Source organism: Amycolatopsis sp. NPDC048633 (genome assembly GCF_040650695.1).
GTDB lineage: Bacteria > Actinomycetota > Actinomycetes > Mycobacteriales > Pseudonocardiaceae > Amycolatopsis.
Genome location: NZ_JBEZHS010000005.1, coordinates 385,434 through 401,748, shown reverse-complemented (window position 1 = coordinate 401,748; position 16,315 = coordinate 385,434). Strand labels below are relative to the sequence as shown.

14 protein-coding genes are annotated in these 16,315 nt (G+C 72.8%); 11 read left to right on the top strand and 3 right to left on the bottom strand.

What is annotated here, in order from left to right:
• From AB0C38_RS14200 to AB0C38_RS14160, 9 genes are all read left to right on the top strand, one after another.
• Entirely contained in the window at positions 1 to 894 is an 894-nt protein-coding gene (locus AB0C38_RS14200) for an ABC transporter ATP-binding protein (RefSeq protein WP_360671893.1), read from the top strand.
• Complete coding sequence (locus AB0C38_RS14195) at positions 891 to 1,862, top strand: transporter (RefSeq protein WP_360671891.1); 972 nt, start codon at positions 891 to 893, stop codon at positions 1,860 to 1,862. The genes AB0C38_RS14200 and AB0C38_RS14195 overlap by 4 nt, the downstream gene beginning before the upstream one ends.
• A 241-nt stretch (positions 1,863 to 2,103) precedes the next feature.
• Positions 2,104 to 3,561: a trypsin-like peptidase domain-containing protein gene (locus AB0C38_RS14190; RefSeq protein WP_360671888.1), complete on the top strand. Its 1,458-nt coding sequence runs from the start codon at positions 2,104 to 2,106 to the stop codon at positions 3,559 to 3,561.
• Positions 3,562 to 3,635: 74 nt separating this feature from the next.
• Positions 3,636 to 5,747 (top strand): tetratricopeptide repeat protein, encoded by a 2,112-nt coding sequence (locus tag AB0C38_RS14185; protein WP_360671885.1) that lies wholly within the window; start codon positions 3,636 to 3,638, stop codon positions 5,745 to 5,747.
• A gap of 4 nt (positions 5,748 to 5,751) precedes the next feature.
• Positions 5,752 to 7,164 (top strand): vWA domain-containing protein, encoded by a 1,413-nt coding sequence (locus tag AB0C38_RS14180; protein ID WP_360671883.1) that lies wholly within the window; start codon positions 5,752 to 5,754, stop codon positions 7,162 to 7,164.
• Positions 7,161 to 8,267, top strand: coding sequence for a hypothetical protein (locus AB0C38_RS14175; protein ID WP_360671880.1), 1,107 nt, complete (start codon positions 7,161 to 7,163; stop codon positions 8,265 to 8,267). Before AB0C38_RS14180 ends, AB0C38_RS14175 begins: the two co-directional genes overlap by 4 nt.
• The gene (locus tag AB0C38_RS14170; RefSeq protein WP_360671877.1) at positions 8,264 to 9,553 is read left to right on the top strand and encodes an extracellular solute-binding protein; all 1,290 of its coding nucleotides are present in this window, start codon (positions 8,264 to 8,266) and stop codon (positions 9,551 to 9,553) included. Before AB0C38_RS14175 ends, AB0C38_RS14170 begins: the two co-directional genes overlap by 4 nt.
• A 22-nt stretch (positions 9,554 to 9,575) precedes the next feature.
• A complete protein-coding gene (locus AB0C38_RS14165) occupies positions 9,576 to 10,004 on the top strand; it encodes a CU044_2847 family protein (protein WP_360671875.1) in 429 nt (142 codons plus the stop codon).
• Between the two features lie 128 nt (positions 10,005 to 10,132).
• On the top strand, positions 10,133 to 12,553 hold the full coding sequence (locus AB0C38_RS14160; RefSeq protein WP_360671872.1) for a beta-L-arabinofuranosidase domain-containing protein: 2,421 nt from the start codon (positions 10,133 to 10,135) through the stop codon (positions 12,551 to 12,553).
• 6 nt (positions 12,554 to 12,559) lie between these two features.
• On the opposite strand, the gene AB0C38_RS14155 is transcribed toward AB0C38_RS14160, so the two are convergent.
• A complete protein-coding gene (locus tag AB0C38_RS14155; protein WP_360671869.1) occupies positions 12,560 to 13,414 on the bottom strand; it encodes an SAM-dependent methyltransferase in 855 nt (284 codons plus the stop codon).
• Positions 13,415 to 13,491: 77 nt separating this feature from the next.
• Positions 13,492 to 13,686 carry a hypothetical protein gene (locus AB0C38_RS14150; RefSeq protein ID WP_360671866.1) on the bottom strand — a complete coding sequence of 65 codons (195 nt, stop codon included), beginning with the start codon at positions 13,684 to 13,686 and terminating at the stop codon, positions 13,492 to 13,494.
• 199 nt (positions 13,687 to 13,885) lie between these two features.
• Between AB0C38_RS14150 and AB0C38_RS14145 the strand changes: the two genes are divergently transcribed.
• Positions 13,886 to 14,620: a TIM barrel protein gene (locus AB0C38_RS14145; protein ID WP_360671863.1), complete on the top strand. Its 735-nt coding sequence runs from the start codon at positions 13,886 to 13,888 to the stop codon at positions 14,618 to 14,620.
• Positions 14,617 to 15,720, top strand: coding sequence for a Gfo/Idh/MocA family oxidoreductase (locus AB0C38_RS14140; protein WP_360671861.1), 1,104 nt, complete (start codon positions 14,617 to 14,619; stop codon positions 15,718 to 15,720). Before AB0C38_RS14145 ends, AB0C38_RS14140 begins: the two co-directional genes overlap by 4 nt.
• Here the strand turns inward: AB0C38_RS14140 and AB0C38_RS14135 are convergent.
• Positions 15,717 to 16,304 (bottom strand): TetR/AcrR family transcriptional regulator, encoded by a 588-nt coding sequence (locus AB0C38_RS14135; RefSeq protein ID WP_360671858.1) that lies wholly within the window; start codon positions 16,302 to 16,304, stop codon positions 15,717 to 15,719. The genes AB0C38_RS14140 and AB0C38_RS14135 overlap by 4 nt on opposite strands.
• Between the last annotated feature and the right edge of the window lie 11 nt (positions 16,305 to 16,315).

Below are 16,315 nucleotides of genomic sequence, written 5' to 3'. Positions count from 1 at the left end.
ATGGAGCTGGCCGTGCAGACCCAGGGGCTGGGCAAGCGGTACGGGCGGGCCTGGGCGTTGCAGGACTGCGCGCTGGAGGTACCCGCCGGGCGGATCGCCGCGCTGGTGGGCCCGAACGGCGCGGGCAAGACGACGCTGCTGCACCTGGCCGTCGGGCTGCTGCGGCCCGACGCGGGGGAGGTGCGGGTGTTCGGCCGCGACCCGCGGGCCGGCACCTCGGTGCTCGCCGACATCGGGTTCGTCGCGCAGGACACGCCGGTGTACCGGGACTTCACCGCGGCGGAGCTGATCACCATGGGCGGCAAGCTGAACCGCCGCCGCTGGGACGCCGCGCTGGCCCGCGAACGGCTCGCCGCGCTCGGCATCCCGCCGGACAAGCCGGCCGGCAAGCTCTCCGGTGGGCAGCGGGCGCAGGTCGCGCTCGCGCTGGCGCTGGCCAAGCGCCCGCGGCTGCTGCTGCTCGACGAGCCGATCGCGAGCCTGGACCCGCTGGCACGCCGCGAGTTCATGCAGGCGCTGATGGGCGCGGTGGCCGAGAGCGAGACGACCGTGCTGCTGTCCTCGCACCTGCTCGCCGACCTCGAACGCAGCTGTGACTACCTCGTGGTCCTGCAGCAGTCCCGGGTCCAGCTGACCGGACCGGTCGACGAGCTCCTCGAAACGCACCGCACGCTCGTCGGCCCGCGGGCGGGGAGCGAGGCCGTCGCGGGTGTCGCGAAGGTGGTCCGCGCCAGCCACACCGAACGCCAGTCGACGTTGCTGGTCCAGCGCGGCGACGGCCCGATCGATCCACTGTGGACGGAGCACGAAGTGACGCTGGAGGACCTGGTGCTGGCCCACCTCGCCGAGGCCGACGCCCGCGTGACGGCCGAAGCGTGGGGGGTGCCGGCATGATCTGGCTGACCTGGCGCCAGCACCGCAAGCAGGCGCTGTTCACGCTCGTGGCCCTCGGCGTGCTCGCCGCGATCATGGTGCCCACCGGCTTGGCGATGCACGCGAAGTACGACAGCCTCGGCCTGGCCGCCTGCCGGGCCGCGCTCGGCGGCGCGTCGATGATCACGCAGACCGAGCCGGTGTCGCACTGCGCGAGCCTGGCGCACCAGTTCGAGCAGCAGTTCGGCGGCATGGTGTTCGTCGCGGTCCTGTTCGTCGTCCTGCCGGTGCTGGTCGGCGTGTTCTTCGGGGCGCCGCTGATCTCCCGCGAGGTCGAGCAGGGCACCCACCGTCTCGTGTGGACGCAGGGCGTGAGCCGCCTGCACTGGGTGCTGGTGAAGTTCGGCCTGGTCGGCGGGATCACCGCGGTGCTGGCGGTCGGGTACGCGCTGGGCGTGTCGTGGTGGTTCCGGCCGCTTGTCTCGGCGAGCACCGGCCGGCTGGGGTACATCTCGTTCGACGTCCAGGGTGTCGTGCCGATCGCGTACACGCTGTTCGCGCTGGCACTGGGCGTCTTCGCCGGGGCGTTCTGGCACCGGGTCCTGCCCGCCATGGGGATCGCGCTGGTCGGCTTCACGGTGGTCCGCATCGCGATCGAGGTCCTGGCCCGGCCGCGGTACCTGCCGGCGCAGACCCTCACGTTCTCCCCGGACGGCGACCAGACCCCCAACCTGGCCTCGGGGGACTGGGTGCTTTCGCGGGGCGTCCGCAACGCGGCGGGGGAGATGGTGTCGCCGGGCGCCGAGATCGGGCCCTGCGGCCCCGGCGGCTGTGGCAACAACGAGGCCGGTCCCGGCTCCTACAACTGGATGCAGTACCAGCCGGGCGACCGGTTCTGGACGTTCCAGAGCATCGAGACGGGACTCTTCGTCCTGCTGGCGGCGGCTCTCGTGTTCTTCGCGCTGCGCCGGGTGCGCACGATCGCCTGACCATTTTCCACCGGGCATCCCGCCGGGTGGTGAGTTGCTCACGACGGTGTCGGCGCCCTGCGGCCGTTCGGGTGGTCTGCCGAGGGAAGCGGGCGAACGGGGCCCGGAGTGCCGGCGAGCCGCCGTAAGGTCGCTCACGGTGAGGGAGCACAACGGATACTTTTCCGCTGGGCGCGCGGGGGATTCGGAACCGTGGCGGGTGTGCCTGCTGGACTCGTCGGGCCGGGCACTGGGTGCCGGCATGCTGCTGGGCGAATCCACGGTCCTGACCTGCGCGCACGTCGTGCGGGCCGCCGGGGAGGAAGCGCTTTCGCCCACCGACGTCCCGGCCGGTCAGCTCGTCGTCCGCTTCGTCGGCCTGCCCGGGATGCCGGAGGCGTACGCCGGCGTCCGGCCGGAGTGCTGGGTGCCGCCGCTGACCGACGGCCGTGGGGACATCGCGCTGCTGGAGCTGAGCGAGGCGTTCCCCGGCGTGCCGGGCGCGCCGCTGGTGCGCCTCGGCGCCGTCCGCGACCGGGTGGTCCACACCTACGGTTTCCCGCCGCCGCACCGGCACGGCGTGTGGGTGAACGACGCCGAGCTGGCCGGCCCGGCCGGTGCGGGCAGTGAGTGGATCCAGCTGAACTCGAAGCTGCCCGGGGAGCGCGTACGCCGCGGGTTCAGCGGCGCCGGGGTGATCGACAAGGCCACCGGCGCGGTGCTCGGCATGGTCGTCACCGAATACACCGACGAACGGCTCGGGCTCGCCTACCTGATCCCCGTCGAGACGATCGTCCGGCACGTCCCGGAGGTCGCGCGGTGGGTGGGCGAGCCACCGCGGCCGCCGTCCGGCCCGCTGGTCGTCGTGATCGGCGACCGCGACTCGGCGGTGGTCCGGGACTTCCTGGCCCAGGTCCGGCGCGAGCGCCGCGGGTCCCCGCCGGGCCGGGGCGAGCGGCTCGCCGCGATCGTCGACGCCACCGGGAAGACCGCCGACGAGGTCGCCGAGAACGTCAGCGCCGGCATCAGCACCGAGGAGGTCACCACGGTGCTCGCGACCAACCCGGAGGACGTCGCCGTCGCGGTGGCCGGGGTCGACGCCTCACGCGCGCCGGAGGAGGTCCTGACCGGCGCGGTGAAACCGTTGATGGACAAGGGAGCCACCGTGCTCGTCCAGTTCAGCGGGCCGGACTCGCCCGGCGTGCACCTGGCCCGCCGCTGGGAGACCGAGCGGAACGCGCGGCGGCTGGACCGGCTGGCGCTGCTGGTCGAGATGGTGGAGCACGAGGAAGAACGGACGCGGGAACGCGCCACTCAGGTCGGCACGCGCGCCCACCCGGCGGCCGAGGTGCCCGGCCCCGCCGCGGACCTGCGCCTGCGGCTGGCCGCTCTGCGCTCAGCGGGCGAGCGCATCGACCCCGGCCGGGTCCGGCGCGCGCTGACGGTGACCGAGCGCGACGCCGAGGCGGCCCGCCGGGCGCTCGTCCGGCTGTACGCCGACCTCGACGCGCACGCGGCCCGGCACGACGAGCTGCACGGACGGCTGCGTGGCTACAACGCGAAAGCGACCGAGGCGGGCTTGATGGAGGACGAGGAGCTGGCGGAGTCGTACCGCCCGGCGATGGCGGCGCTCACCGTGGTGCCCGGCGACCTGGAGGCCGCCGCGGAACTGGTCGAGCGTTACGTGCGTGCGGTCCGCCAGCGGCTGGCGGGCTCATGACCGCCGAGCCGGTGTGGTGTCACGGGCAGCCCGTCGGGCCGACGGGGTTCTGCGAGGTGTGCGGCCACCGAAGAGTGCCGGTCGAAGCGCCTTCAGCCGCGCTGAGCACGCCCGCTCCGGAGAGCACCCGGCGCAGCGTCGAGCTCTGGGGTGGTGAGGCCGACTTCCAGTCGCTGCCCGCGGTCGAGGTGCCGGATCCCGAGAAGCTCGTCCTCGCCGATCCGGACTACCCCGAGCAGCACCGGTTCTGCGGCCGCTGCGGGGAACCCGTCGGCCGCGCCTACGCCGGCGAACCCGCGTTCGCCGAAGGGTTCTGCGAGAACTGCGGCGAGCGGTTCTCCTTCCTGCCCAAGCTTTCCCGCCAGGAGCGCGTCGGCGACCGCTACGAGGTCCTCGGCTGCTTCGCCCGCGGCGGGCTCGGCTGGGTGTACCTGGCCGCCGACACCGCACTCGGCGGCCAGCACGTCGTGCTCAAGGGCGTGATCAACAGTGAGAGCGCGGTGCTGCGCGCGCTCGCGCGGGTCGAGCGGGACGTGCTGATCCGGCTCGACCACCCGAACATCGTGCGGATCAGCGACTTCGTCGAGCACGTCCCGCCCGGCGGCGGCGAGCCGGACACCTACCTGGTGATGGAGTACGTCGGCGGCCGGTCGTTGCGCGACCTCCTCGTCAAGGGCCCGCCGCCGCACGTCGAGCACGTCATCGTCTACGGCAGGGCGATCCTCGGCGCGCTGGACTACCTCCACGGCGAGGGCCTGCTGTACTGCGACATGAAGCCGGAGAACGTGATCCACGGCGACAAGCGCGTCAAGGTCATCGACCTCGGCGCGGCCCGCGCGATCGACGACCCGGCCGGCCCGAGCGTCGGGACCGAAGGGTTCCAGGTGGCGGCGCACGAGCTCACCCGGCACGGCCTGACCGTCCGGTCCGACCTGCACACCGTGGGCCGGACGCTGCAGGTCATGCTGGACGCCGCGGGCGAGGCCACCGACCCGGACCGCGTCGCCGGCGGCGTCGACTCCCTGCGCCGGGTCCTCGAGCGCGCGGTCGCGCCGTTCGAACGGCGGTTCGCCACCGCGTCCGAAATGGCCGAGCAGCTCGACGGCGTGCGCCGGGAAATCCTTTCGCTGCGCGACGAACGGCCGCGCCCGATGCCGTCGGCGCTGTTCGAGGACACCGCCGAACTGCTCGACGACGGCCTCGGGGCGGTGCCCGGCCTCGACCGCTGGGTCAGCGCCGCGCCCCGTGGCGAAGAGCCGGCCTTCGGGCTGCCGCGCGCCGCCGACGGGGCCGGCCGGCTGCCGATCCCGCGGGTCGCGCCGGACGACCCGGCAGCGGAGTTCATCGCCGCCGCGGGTGCGCCCGGACCGCACCGCTGGCTGGACAAGCTCGCGTTCTTCGGCGAACGCTCGGTCGAGATCGAGTTCGCCCGGATGCGGGCGCTCGTCGCGGTGGGCGACTCCGACCGCGCGGCCATGACCTTGTCGATGGCCGAAGAGTTGCTCGGGGCCGAGGCCGCGCGCGACTGGCGGGCGGCGTGGCACCACGGGCTGCTGGCGCTCGTCCGCGGCGACGCCGAGCCGGCCACGGCCGCGTTCGACCGGGTGCACCGCGCGTGGCCGGGCGAGCTCGCGCCGAAGCTCGCGCTCGGCTTCTGCGCCGAACTGCGCGGCGACACCCGGCAGGCCGAGCGCTGCTACCGCTCGGTGTGGCACCGCGACCACGGCCAGGTCAGCGCCGCCTTCGGCCTGGCCCGCAGCCACCTGCGGGATCGGGGCCGCGACGGCGCGGTCACCCTGCTGGACGCCGTCCCGCCGATCTCCCGCCACTACGACGCCGCGCGGATCGCCGCCGTGCGGATCCGGGTGGCGCGCCTGCCGTACGGGTCGCCGAGCCAGGACGACCTCGCCGACGCGGCGCGGCGGCTGCCCGAGCTCTACCTCGACGGCGAGGCCCAGGACCGGCTGGAGACGCTCGTCCGCGAGGCCGCGCTGGACGCGCTGGGCACCGGCGGCGAACCGGGCTGGCACGGCGGTGCGCTGCTCGGCGAGCGCGTCACCGACCGCGGGCTGCGCACCCTGCTGGAACAGTCCCTGCGCCGGCTCGCCGAGCGGGCTCGGGACCGCGACGAACACGGCGTGCTCGTCGACCTCGCCAACTCCGTCCGGCCGAAGACGAGAAGGTGATCGGATGCCCGAGACCCCGTCGTTCGCACTCCAGCTGAGCCAGAACAAGTACCTGGCTCCCTCGGACGAGCGGATGGACGCCGTCCTCACCGTGCGGGTGGGCGACGCCGGGGCGACGGCGGCAGCCGATCCGCCGCGATCCGCCGAACTGCTGCTGGTGGACTGTTCCAGCTCGATGGACTGGCCGCCCACGAAGATCGAGGCGGCGCGGCACGCCTGCCGGGTGGCCGTCGACTCCCTGCGCGACGGCGTGCTGTTCGGGGTGGTGGAGTGCACCGCGCACGCCCGGCTGGTCTACCCGGCGACAGCGGAGCTGGCCGTGGCCGGCGACCGGACCCGGCACGAGGCGAAGACGGCGGTCTCCGGGCTCATCGCCGGCGGCGGCACCGCGATGAGCCAGTGGCTGGACCTGGCCCGGGAGCTGTTCGACCGCAGTCCCGTGGCGATCCGGCACGCCGTGCTGCTCACCGACGGCAAGAACGAGTCCGACCGGATGGGCGCGCTGGACGCCGCGCTCGACCGCTGCCGGGGCGAGTTCGCTTGCGACGCCCGGGGAATCGGTGACGACTGGGAGCCGCGGGACCTGCAGCGAATCGCGGCCGCGCTGCGCGGCAGTGCCGACGCGGTGCTGGAGGACACCGAGCTGGCCGGGGACTTCCGGTGGCTGGTCGAGCAGGCGATGGGGCGGACCGTGCCCGACCTGCGGTTGCGGCTGACCACGATGCCCTACAGCCGGCTGCGGTTCGTCAAGCAGGTCTTCCCGACCGAAGTGGACCTCACCGCGCAGTGCCGCGCCGCCGGCCGGGTGCTCGAGCTGCCCACCGGCGCGTGGGGCGACGAGCAGCGCGAGTACCACCTCTGCCTCGACGTCGAAGCGGCGGAGCTGACCCGGCACGAAGACCGGCTGCTGGGCACGGTCACCCTGCTCGAGGGCGCGGACGCCGTGGTGAGCGAGCAGCTCCCGGTCGTCGGCTACCTGACCGACGACCTGGCGCTGTCGAGCGTGCCGGACGAGAACGTCGCCCGCATCACCGGGCAGGCCGAGCTGGGCCGGGCGGTCCGCGCGGGCTGGGACGCCTTCGAGCGCGAAGACCGGGCGGAGGCGGCGCGCGAATGGGGCACCGCGTACCGGCTGGCGTCCGACCTCGGCAACGCGGAGATCCTTAAGCGCCTGGGCCGGCTGATCGACGTCCGCGACGACGGCGCCGTCGCGATCAAGGAGGGCGTCCGCCCGCGCGACGGGTTCTCGCTCGTACTCGGGTCGACCATCTCGACCTACACCGCCGAACCCGTCGCCGCGGTGGCACGGGCCGACGAGGGGGGCGCGCCGCGCGTGTGCGTCCATTGTGGACACAAGGCGCGGCCCGCGGCGAAACGCTGCGGGCGATGCGGCGAACCGTTCGAGGATCCGTCGTGAGCACCACGCGGAAGACCCTGTGGTGGCTGCGGTTCGGGCTGATGGCCGGCAGCGCCGTGGTGCTGGTGACCGCGCTGGCCACCTTCCTCGGGGTGCGGGCCAGCATCGCCGAGGTGCGCGAGCGGACCGCGCCTGCCGTGCTCGAGGTGTCGCTGGCCAAGGAGGCGCTCGTGGCCGCCCACGGAGCCGCGGTGACCGCCTTCGAGCGCGACCAGGTGCGTCTGACCGGCCCCAGCGAGCAGTACGAGGACGAGATCGCACTGGCCAGCCAGCAGCTCGCCCATGTCGCGGAGCACAACGCGGCCGGCGAGCAGGGCAGCCAGACGCTGCAGCTGATCGAAGGGCTGGTGCCCGCGTACAACAGCTTCATCGGGCAGGCCGACGCCCACTTCCGCCAGGACGACGGCCGCCCGCTCGCCGCGAGCAACCTGCAGTCCGCGTCCGACCTGCTGACCGCCGAGGAGAACGGCATCCTCGCGCGGCTCGACACCCTGGCGGCCGCCCAGCGCGCCGCGCTGGACGAGCAGCTCGGCACCGACTGGCTGGATCCGGCGATCACGCTGCTGTGGGCGCTGCCGCTGCTGCTTCTGCTCGCACTGCTGGTGTGGACCCAGCGGTTCCTCGCCCGGCGCTTCCGGCGGACGGTGAACTCGGCGCTGTTCGCCGCGACGGCGGCCCTGGTGCTGCTGGGCGCGGGGACGGCGCTGCTGCTCGGGGTGCAGTCCGATGCCCGGGACAGCGGTGTCGCGCTGGAACAGACGGTGGATGCGCGCTCCGCCGCGACGACGGCCGTCGCGGCCCGGGCCCAGTCGACGCTCGCCCGGGTGCTGGTCGCCTCGTGCAGTACGAGGGGAGCGGGCGCCTGCGGCGACACGGTGACCGCGTTCGCCGCGGCGACGGCCTCGCCGCCCGCCGTCCCGCCCGCGGCTCTGGCCGACGTCGACGAGGCGGCGCTGCTGGGTGCGGGACTCACGGAACCGGGCTGGAACGGGCTGCTCGGCTACGGGATTCCCGTGCTGGCCGTGGGAATCGGGGCGCTGGTCGTGGGCGGCCTGCAACCCCGGCTCGACGAATACCGGTTCCGGGGAGCGAGAATTCGATGAGGAGACGCTTCGCCGTCGTCGCGCTGGCCGCCGCTTTGCTCGTCGGGGTGCCCGCGTGCTCGACCGGGTCCGGCGCGGAGGTCGTGACCGTGCTCGGGTCGTGGACCGGCGACGAGCAGGCCGCGTTCCAGCGCGTGCTCGACGGCTTCACCCGGGAGACCGGGATTCCGACGCGGTACCAGGGCACCCGCGCGCAGAACCAGGTGCTGCGCGGCGACCTGCAGCAGGGCACCCCGCCGGACGTGGCGGTGCTGTCCAACCCGGCCGAGCTCGCCGGGTACGCGCGCTCGGGCGACCTGAAGCCGCTGGACGCCGTCCTCGGCGCGGAGGCGGCCGAGACGTACAGCCCGTCGTGGCTGAAGCTGCAGCAGCTCGGGCTCGGCGCGATGTACGCGGTCGCGGTCAAGGCCGACCTCAAGAGCATCGTCTGGTACACGCCGAAGACGTTCACCGGGCCGGAACCGGCGACGTGGGACCAGCTCCTGACGACATCGCGGCAGCTTGCCGCGAGCGGGCAGCGTCCGTGGTGCCTTGGCATGGGTGCCCCGCCGAACTCCGGGTTCCCGGGCACCGACTGGATCGAGGACATCCTGCTGCACAGCGCCGGCCCGAAGGTCTACAGAGACTGGGCCGCGGGCGAGCTGCCGTGGACCGACAAGGCGATGTGGGCCGCGTGGCAGAGCTGGGGCGACCTGGTCCTGGCGCCGGACGCGGTCCGCGGCGGCAGCACGGCGGCGTTGCTGACCTCGTTCGCCGACGCCGGGAAAGCGATGTTCGCCGACCCGCCGGGCTGCGCGTGGGAGCACCTCGGCTCGTTCGCGATCGGCGGGTACTCCGCGCTCCCGGGGCCGCCGGTGCCCGACCGCGACTTCCGGTTCTTCCCGTTCCCGGGCGCGGGTGCGGCCGGCCCGTCCGAGGTCTCGGCCGACCTCGCCGGGCTGTTCCACGACACCCCGGCCGCGCGCAAGCTGATGGTGTACCTGGCCAGTGAGGCGGGCCAGCGGATCTGGCCGTCGGGCGGGACGACCTTTTCGGTGCACCGGAAGCTCGTGGACCAGGACGTCTACCGCAGCGACGTCACCAACCGGATCGCGACGACCCTCGCGCGGGGCACCGACCTGTGCTTCGACGCGTCGGACCTGATGCCGTCGGCGATGAGCAGCGCTTTCTACCAGGCGGTGCTGGAGTTCCTGGCTCACCCGGACCGGCTGGACGTGCTGCTCGGCGAGCTGGAACAGGTGCGGTTGGGCATCGCCCGGGAGCAGTGGCTGGATTTGAGTTGTTGATCTTCGTCCAAGGAGGTTTTCGGTGCCGGACTTCGTGCGTTTCCCGCTGGCCGACGGCGGATCGGTGGTCGTCGAGGTGGAGGCGGAGCCGGGCCTGGAGCACGCGTCGGCGCCCTCGGGCGTGCTCCGCAAGGCAACAACGACGTTCGAGCACGCGCTGAACGAAGTCCGCGCGGCGGCGGGCGCGGCCCTGGCCCAGTTCCGCGACCTGGGCCCGGACGAGGTCGAGCTCAAGTTCGGCGTGAAGCTCGACGCCCAGGCGGGCGCGGTGATCGCGCGCACGGGGCTGCAGGGCCAGTTCGAGGTGAAGCTGAAGTGGGTGCGCGGGGAGGCGTCCACTGAGGACAGTGTGGAGGAGGAACCGGCCAAGCCGGCTAGCGGTCCCGCTCCTGGCTCGGCGGGCGACCCGGCGGCGAGTGGAGCCGACCCGGTCTCGCCGAACGTGCCGTAGCCCGCCCGCGTGCTCGACCCGACTGCCTGGCCTTTTCGGCCGCTCCGACGAACGGCGGATTTACAACGTTGTATCCACTAAGTAGAACGGACCTTTACAACGTTGTAAAGACGAGCGGAGGCCATCCCGTGTCGCTGAGCCGCAGGCAGTTCGTCACCGGAGCCGGAGTCGCCGCCGCCAGCGTGCTGGCCGGTGCCCACGCACCCGCAGCCCAGGCCGCCGCCGCGCCAGGTGGCCTCTACACGCCGAACGCCGCTCCGCTGAAGCCTGCCGCCTTCCTCAAGCTGCCGCCCGGGGCCGTCACCGCCCGGGGCTGGCTCGCCGGTCAGCTGAAACTGCAGCTCGACGGCCTCTGCGGGCACTACGCCGAGACCTCGCACTTCCTCGACTTCGCCACCAGCGGCTGGGTCCACCCCGAGCGCGCCGGCTGGGAAGAGGTGCCTTACTGGCTGCGCGGCTACGTCGACCTTGCCGCCGTCACCGGCGACGCCACCGCGAAAGCCACCGCCGCCAAGTGGGTCGACGCCATCCTCGCCACCCAGCAGTCCGACGGCTTCTTCGGACCCACCGCCCTGCGCACCGCGCTCAACAACGGTCCCGACTTCTGGCCGTACCTCCCGCTCCTGCAAGCCTTGCGCTCCTGGCAGGAGTACACCGGCGACACCCGCGTCATCCCGTTCCTGACCCGGTTCCTCCGCTACATGAACGCCCAGGGCAAGAGCGCGTTCGACTCCAGCTGGGTGTCCGTGCGCTGGGGCGACGGCCTCGACAGCGTCTTCTGGCTCTTCAACCGCACCGGGGACGCCTTCCTGCTCGACCTCGCCGACAAGATCCACGCCTACGGCGCCAACTGGGTCGGCACCCTGCCCAGCCTGCACAACGTCAACATCGCCCAGGGCTTCCGGGAGCCGGCGCAATACGCGCTGCGCTCCGGCGAAGCGCGCCTGACCCAGGCCACCTACCAGGACTACGACACGGTCATGGCCACCTACGGCCAGTTCGCCGGCGGTGGCTTCGCCGGGGACGAGAACGCGCGGCCCGGCTTCGGCGACCCGCGGCAGGGCTTCGAGACCTGCGGGATCGTCGAGTTCATGGCGAGCCACCAGCTGCTCACCCGGCTGACCGGCGACCCCGTCTGGGCCGACCGCTGCGAGGACCTCGCCTTCAACTCCCTGCCCGCGTCGCTCGACCCGGCCGGGCGCGCGATCCACTACATCACCAGCGCGAACAGCGTCGACCTCGACAACGTGCCCAAGAGCGAAGGCCAGTTCCAGAACGGCTTCGCGATGCAGGCCTACCTGCCGGGCGTCGACCAGTACCGCTGCTGCCCGCACAACTACGGCATGGGCTGGCCGTACTTCACCGAGGAACTCTGGCTGGCCACCCCGGACAACGGCCTCGCCGCCGCGATGTACTCCGCCAGCAGCGTCACGGCGAAGGTCGGCGACGGCACGTCGGTGACCATCACCGAGGACACCACCTACCCCTTCTCCGAGACGGTCACCTTCACCGTCCGGACGCCGAAGCAGCTGGCGTTCCCGCTGTATTTCCGGATTCCCGCGTGGTGCGCCGCGCCGCGGCTGGTCGTGGCCGGTGCGGCGGTCGCGGCGACGGCCGGGCCGTCGTTCGTGAAGGTCGACCGGACCTGGGCGAACGGCGACGTCGTCACGCTCACCCTGCCCCAGCGCACGACGACGCGGACCTGGTCGGCGAACCACGGCTCCGTGTCGGTCGACCACGGCCCGCTGACCTACTCGCTGAAGATCGGCGAGAACCACCAGCAGATCGGCGGAACCGCGCAGTTCCCGGAGTACGCGGTGCACGCGACGACGCCGTGGAACTACGGCCTCACCCCCGGCGCCGCGCTGACCTTCTCGGCGGTCGGCGGCGCGTTGCCTGCCAACCCGTTTACGCCCGACACCGCGCCGGTGAAGATCACCGCGCCCGCCCGGAAGATCGCCGAGTGGACCGCCGACGACCAGCACGTCGTCACGCCGCTGCAGGCGTCACCGGCGCGCAGCGAGGCGCCGGTCGAAACGGTCACGCTGATCCCGATGGGCGCAGCCCGCCTGCGCGTCACGTCGTTCCCGACGGCCGACCCGAACGGCCAACAATGGTCACCGGGTGGCGGGGGAGCGGGCTTCCGGATCGTGAACCGCAACTCCGGCAAGGTGCTCGGTGTCGATCAGATGTCCACTGCGGACGGTGCGCGGGTGGTGCAGTTCGCGGACAACGGCACCGACGACCACGTCTGGCACCTCGTCGCGAACGGCGACGGCTGGTACCGGATCCGCAACCACCACTCCGGCAAGGTGCTCGGTGTCGATCAGATGTCCACTGCGGACGGTGCGAAGGTCGTGCAGTTCACCGACAACGGCACCGCGGACCACCTCTGGCAGCTGGTCGACAACGGCGACGGCTGGTGGCGGCTGAAGAACCGCAACTCCGGCAAGGTCCTCGGCGTCGATCGGATGTCCACTGCGGACAGCGCGCAGGTGGTGCAGTTCGCGGACAGCGGCACCGCGGACCACTTGTGGCGGCTGCGGTGAAGAGCGCTAGCGCTTGACGCCGACGATCCCGGCCACGCACTTCGCCGAGCCCGACAGGGGCGTGAGCCGGGGGCCGTCCGGCCACCACTCGTCGCACACCGCCAGGCCGGGCTCGGAAGTCGCGTTCGGCTGGAGGGGCTCCAGGCCCGGCAGCATGGCTTCGATCTCCACCCGGGTGCGGAACCGGCCGGCGCCGAGCGGGCCCTGGGTCAGGATGTTCTCGATGCGCTTGGCGATCGGGGTCAGCTCCGGCACCTCGGGGTCGAAGAAGTGCGACAGCACCACGTACGAGCCCGGGGCCAGCGCGTCGATGTACTCCCGCATGATCTCGGCCGCGCCGTCGCCCTCGAAGTGGTGCATCGTGCCGACGTGCAGCAGCGCGACCGGCTCCGAGAAGTCGACGTGCCGGCGCACTTCCTCGTGGCCGAGCACCGCGTCCGGCTTGAAGATGTCCGCCTCGACCATGTGCGTGAAGTCGTTCTCCACGAGCAACGCCCGGCCGTGCGCGAGGACCACGGGGTCGTTGTCGATGTAGACGACCGTGTTGTCCTTGTCGATGCGCTGGACGATCTGGTGCGTGTTCTCCGCCGTCGGCAGCCCGGACCCGCAGTCGACGAACTGCCGGATCTTGGTCTGGCTCGCCAGCATGCGCAGCGCGCGGTTGTGGAAGCCGCGGTTGCCGCGGGCGATGTCGACCGCTTCCGGGACCGCCGCGCGGATCTTCTCCATGACCACGCGGTCGACTTCGTAGAAGTTGTGGCCGCCGAGGAACCCGTCGTAGATCCGCGCGATGCTCGGCCGCTCGGGGTCGAGGCCCACCGGCTTCTGGCTCGGCGACAGTGCGGACGGGGAGTCGGACATGGCGACCTCGCAGGACTTCGGCGGGTGGCGTGGGACAACCCAGCGTAGTAGTCCGCGTCCGGGCGGTGAACCCGAGGTCAGCCGCTCGGGCGAAGGCGCTGGTCAGGAATGTCGTCCCGGGCGCGCTCGGCGCGTTCACGGCGCAGCCGGGCGAGGTGCTGCTCGATCCGGCGGTCGAGGTCCCGTGCGGCCTCGGACAGTTCCGTCAGGTCGCGACGGGACGCCGGGTGGCCGACGGCCCCCGTGTCCACTTCGTCCCCTGTCCTGTCCACTACCGGCACCTCCCGGGTCGGATCGGCTCTGACCTCGTCGAAGCGTTACTGCCCCAACCGCGGCTCGCCAAAACAACCACAGCAGTGAGCCTGCGCACGGCCGGTGCCGCCGTCCGGTGGACCGGCGGGGAAATCCCTGGTGTCAATTTTGACCAAGTGGTAGAAATTCAAGGAACCCCGTGACCTCCAGGAGCTGGTGATGAGCGAGCTTTCCGTGCAGCTGTATTCGGTCCGTGACGCCTTCGCGGCCGATCCCGCCGACACCCTGCGGCGCCTCGCCGCCCTCGGCTTCACGCAGGTGGAGCCCTACGGCGTCGTCGAGAACGTCGAGGCGCTGCGGGTCGGGCTGCCCGCGAACGGGCTGACCGCCCCGACCGCGCACGCCCGCCTGATCGGCGCCGACCAGGCGGCCGTCTTCTCCGCGGCGGCCGAGCTGGGCATCGGCCTGGTCATCGACCCGCTGGTCAAGCCGGAGCAGTGGCAGGACCCCGCCGACATCGCCGCCACGGCGGACGCGCTCAACGCCGCCGCCAAGGTCGCGGCCGAACACGGCGTGCAGGTCGGTTACCACAACCACTGGTGGGAGCTGGAGTCCCGGATCGACGGCCGCAGCGCGTTCGAGGTGTTCGCCGACCAGCTCGACCCGGCCGTCGCGCTGGAGGTCGACACGTACTGGGCGACTGCGGGCGGCGAAGACGCGCCCGCCCTGCTGGGCCGCCTCGGCGACCGCGTCAAGGCGATCCACGTCAAGGACGGCGGCCTCGCCACCGACGCCACCGGCCAGGTCCCGGCCGGGCAGGGTCGCGTGCCCGTCGCCGACGTGCTCGCCGCCGCGCCGGCCGCGCTGCGTGTCATCGAGTTCGACGCCTACGACGGCGACCTCTTCGAGGCCATCGCCGCCAGCCGCGCCTTCCTGACCGGCGCCGGCCGATGACCGGCGGGCCGGTCGGCGTCGGGATCGTCGGCGCCGGCGTCATCAGCGGCACCTACCTCGAGAACCTGACGAGCTTCCCGGACGTCCGCGTGCTGCGGGTCGCCGACCTCGACACCGAGCGCGCCGCGGCCCGCGCGGCCGAGTACGGCGTCCCGCACTCGGGCACGGTGGCCGAGCTGCTCGACGACGCCGAGGTCGAGCTCGTCGTCAACCTGACCATCCCCGCCTCGCACGTCGACGTCGGGCTCGCCGCCCTCGAAGCGGGCAAGCACGTCTGGGCGGAGAAGCCCCTCGCGCTCGACCGCCAGACCGGCCGCAAGCTCCTCGATCGCGCACGGGAGAAGAACCTGCGCGTGGCCAGCGCGCCCGACACCGTCCTCGGCGCCGGGCTCCAGACGGCGCGCCAGGCCGTCGACGCGGGCCGGATCGGGCAGCCGCTCACCGCGCTGGCCCTGTTCCAGGTGCCGGGGCCGGAGAGCTGGCACCCGGCGCCGGAGTTCCTCTTCCAGGCCGGCGGCGGGCCGCTGCTGGACATGGGCCCGTACTACCTGACGACACTGGTGCAGCTGCTCGGCCCGATCCGGCGCGTCACCGGTGCCGGCGGGCGGGCGCGCGACACCCGCGTCATCGGGTCCGGGCCGCGGGCCGGCACGGAGTTCCCGGTGACGGTGCCGACCACGGTCACCGCGCTCGTCGAGTTCGAGACGGGCGGCTCCGCCCAGCTCGTGCTGAGCTTCGACTCGGCGCTCAAGCGCGTCGGGTTCGTCGAGCTGACCGGCACGCTCGGCACCGCCGTGCTCCCGGACCCGAACCGGTTCGACGGCTCGACGGCGTTGCACCTGCTGGGGCACGACGAACCGGAAGAGCTGACGCCGCAGGGACACGCGGCTTCGCGGGGCACCGGCGCGCTCGAGCTGGCGCGGGCGATCCGCGCCGGCGTGCCCGAACGCGCGTCCGGTGAGCTGGCCTACCACGTGCTCGACGCGATGCTGGCGATCGACGAGTCCCTGACCCGGGGACAGACCGTCGAGGTCGCGAGCACCGTCGACGTCCCGCCCGCGCTGCCGGCGGCCTGGGACCCGTACGCGAAGACCCTCTAGAACGGGACGGTGAGCAGGTTCTGCAGGTAGAAGCGCAGCGATCCGACCAGGTCCACCTCGCCGGGGACCGTCAGCCATTGCACCTGCAGGCCGTCCATCAGCGCGATGAACGTCAGGGTCGCCAGCCGGGGGTCGACGCCGTCCCGCAGCTCGCCGCGGGCGGCCAGGACCGCGAACGACTCGTGCACGCCTTCGCGCGCGGCCCGGTAGTGGCGCACGAAGTACTCGTGCGCCGGGTGGTCCGGGGCGACGGCCTCGGCGGCGAGCCGGGAGTAGAGGTCGACGATCCCGGGGTGGCGGACGTTGTGCTCGGCGAGCGCGACGAAGTGGCGCAGGACTTCGAGGCCGGGCGGCACCGTCAGCTGCTCGCGCTCGGAGTCCTCGGTGTCGCGCCGCTCGAGCACGGCGGCGAGCAGCGCTTCCTTGGTGGGGAAGTAGTACAGGAGGCCGGCGTGCGAAATCCCGACGCGCTTGGCGATCTCGCGCAGCGACGAGCCCTGGTAGCCGAGCTCGCCGTACGCCGCGGCCGCCGCCGTGATGATGTCCTCGCGGCGGATCCGGCCTTTCAGGTAGCCCCCGGTCACGGGGTCGTGGT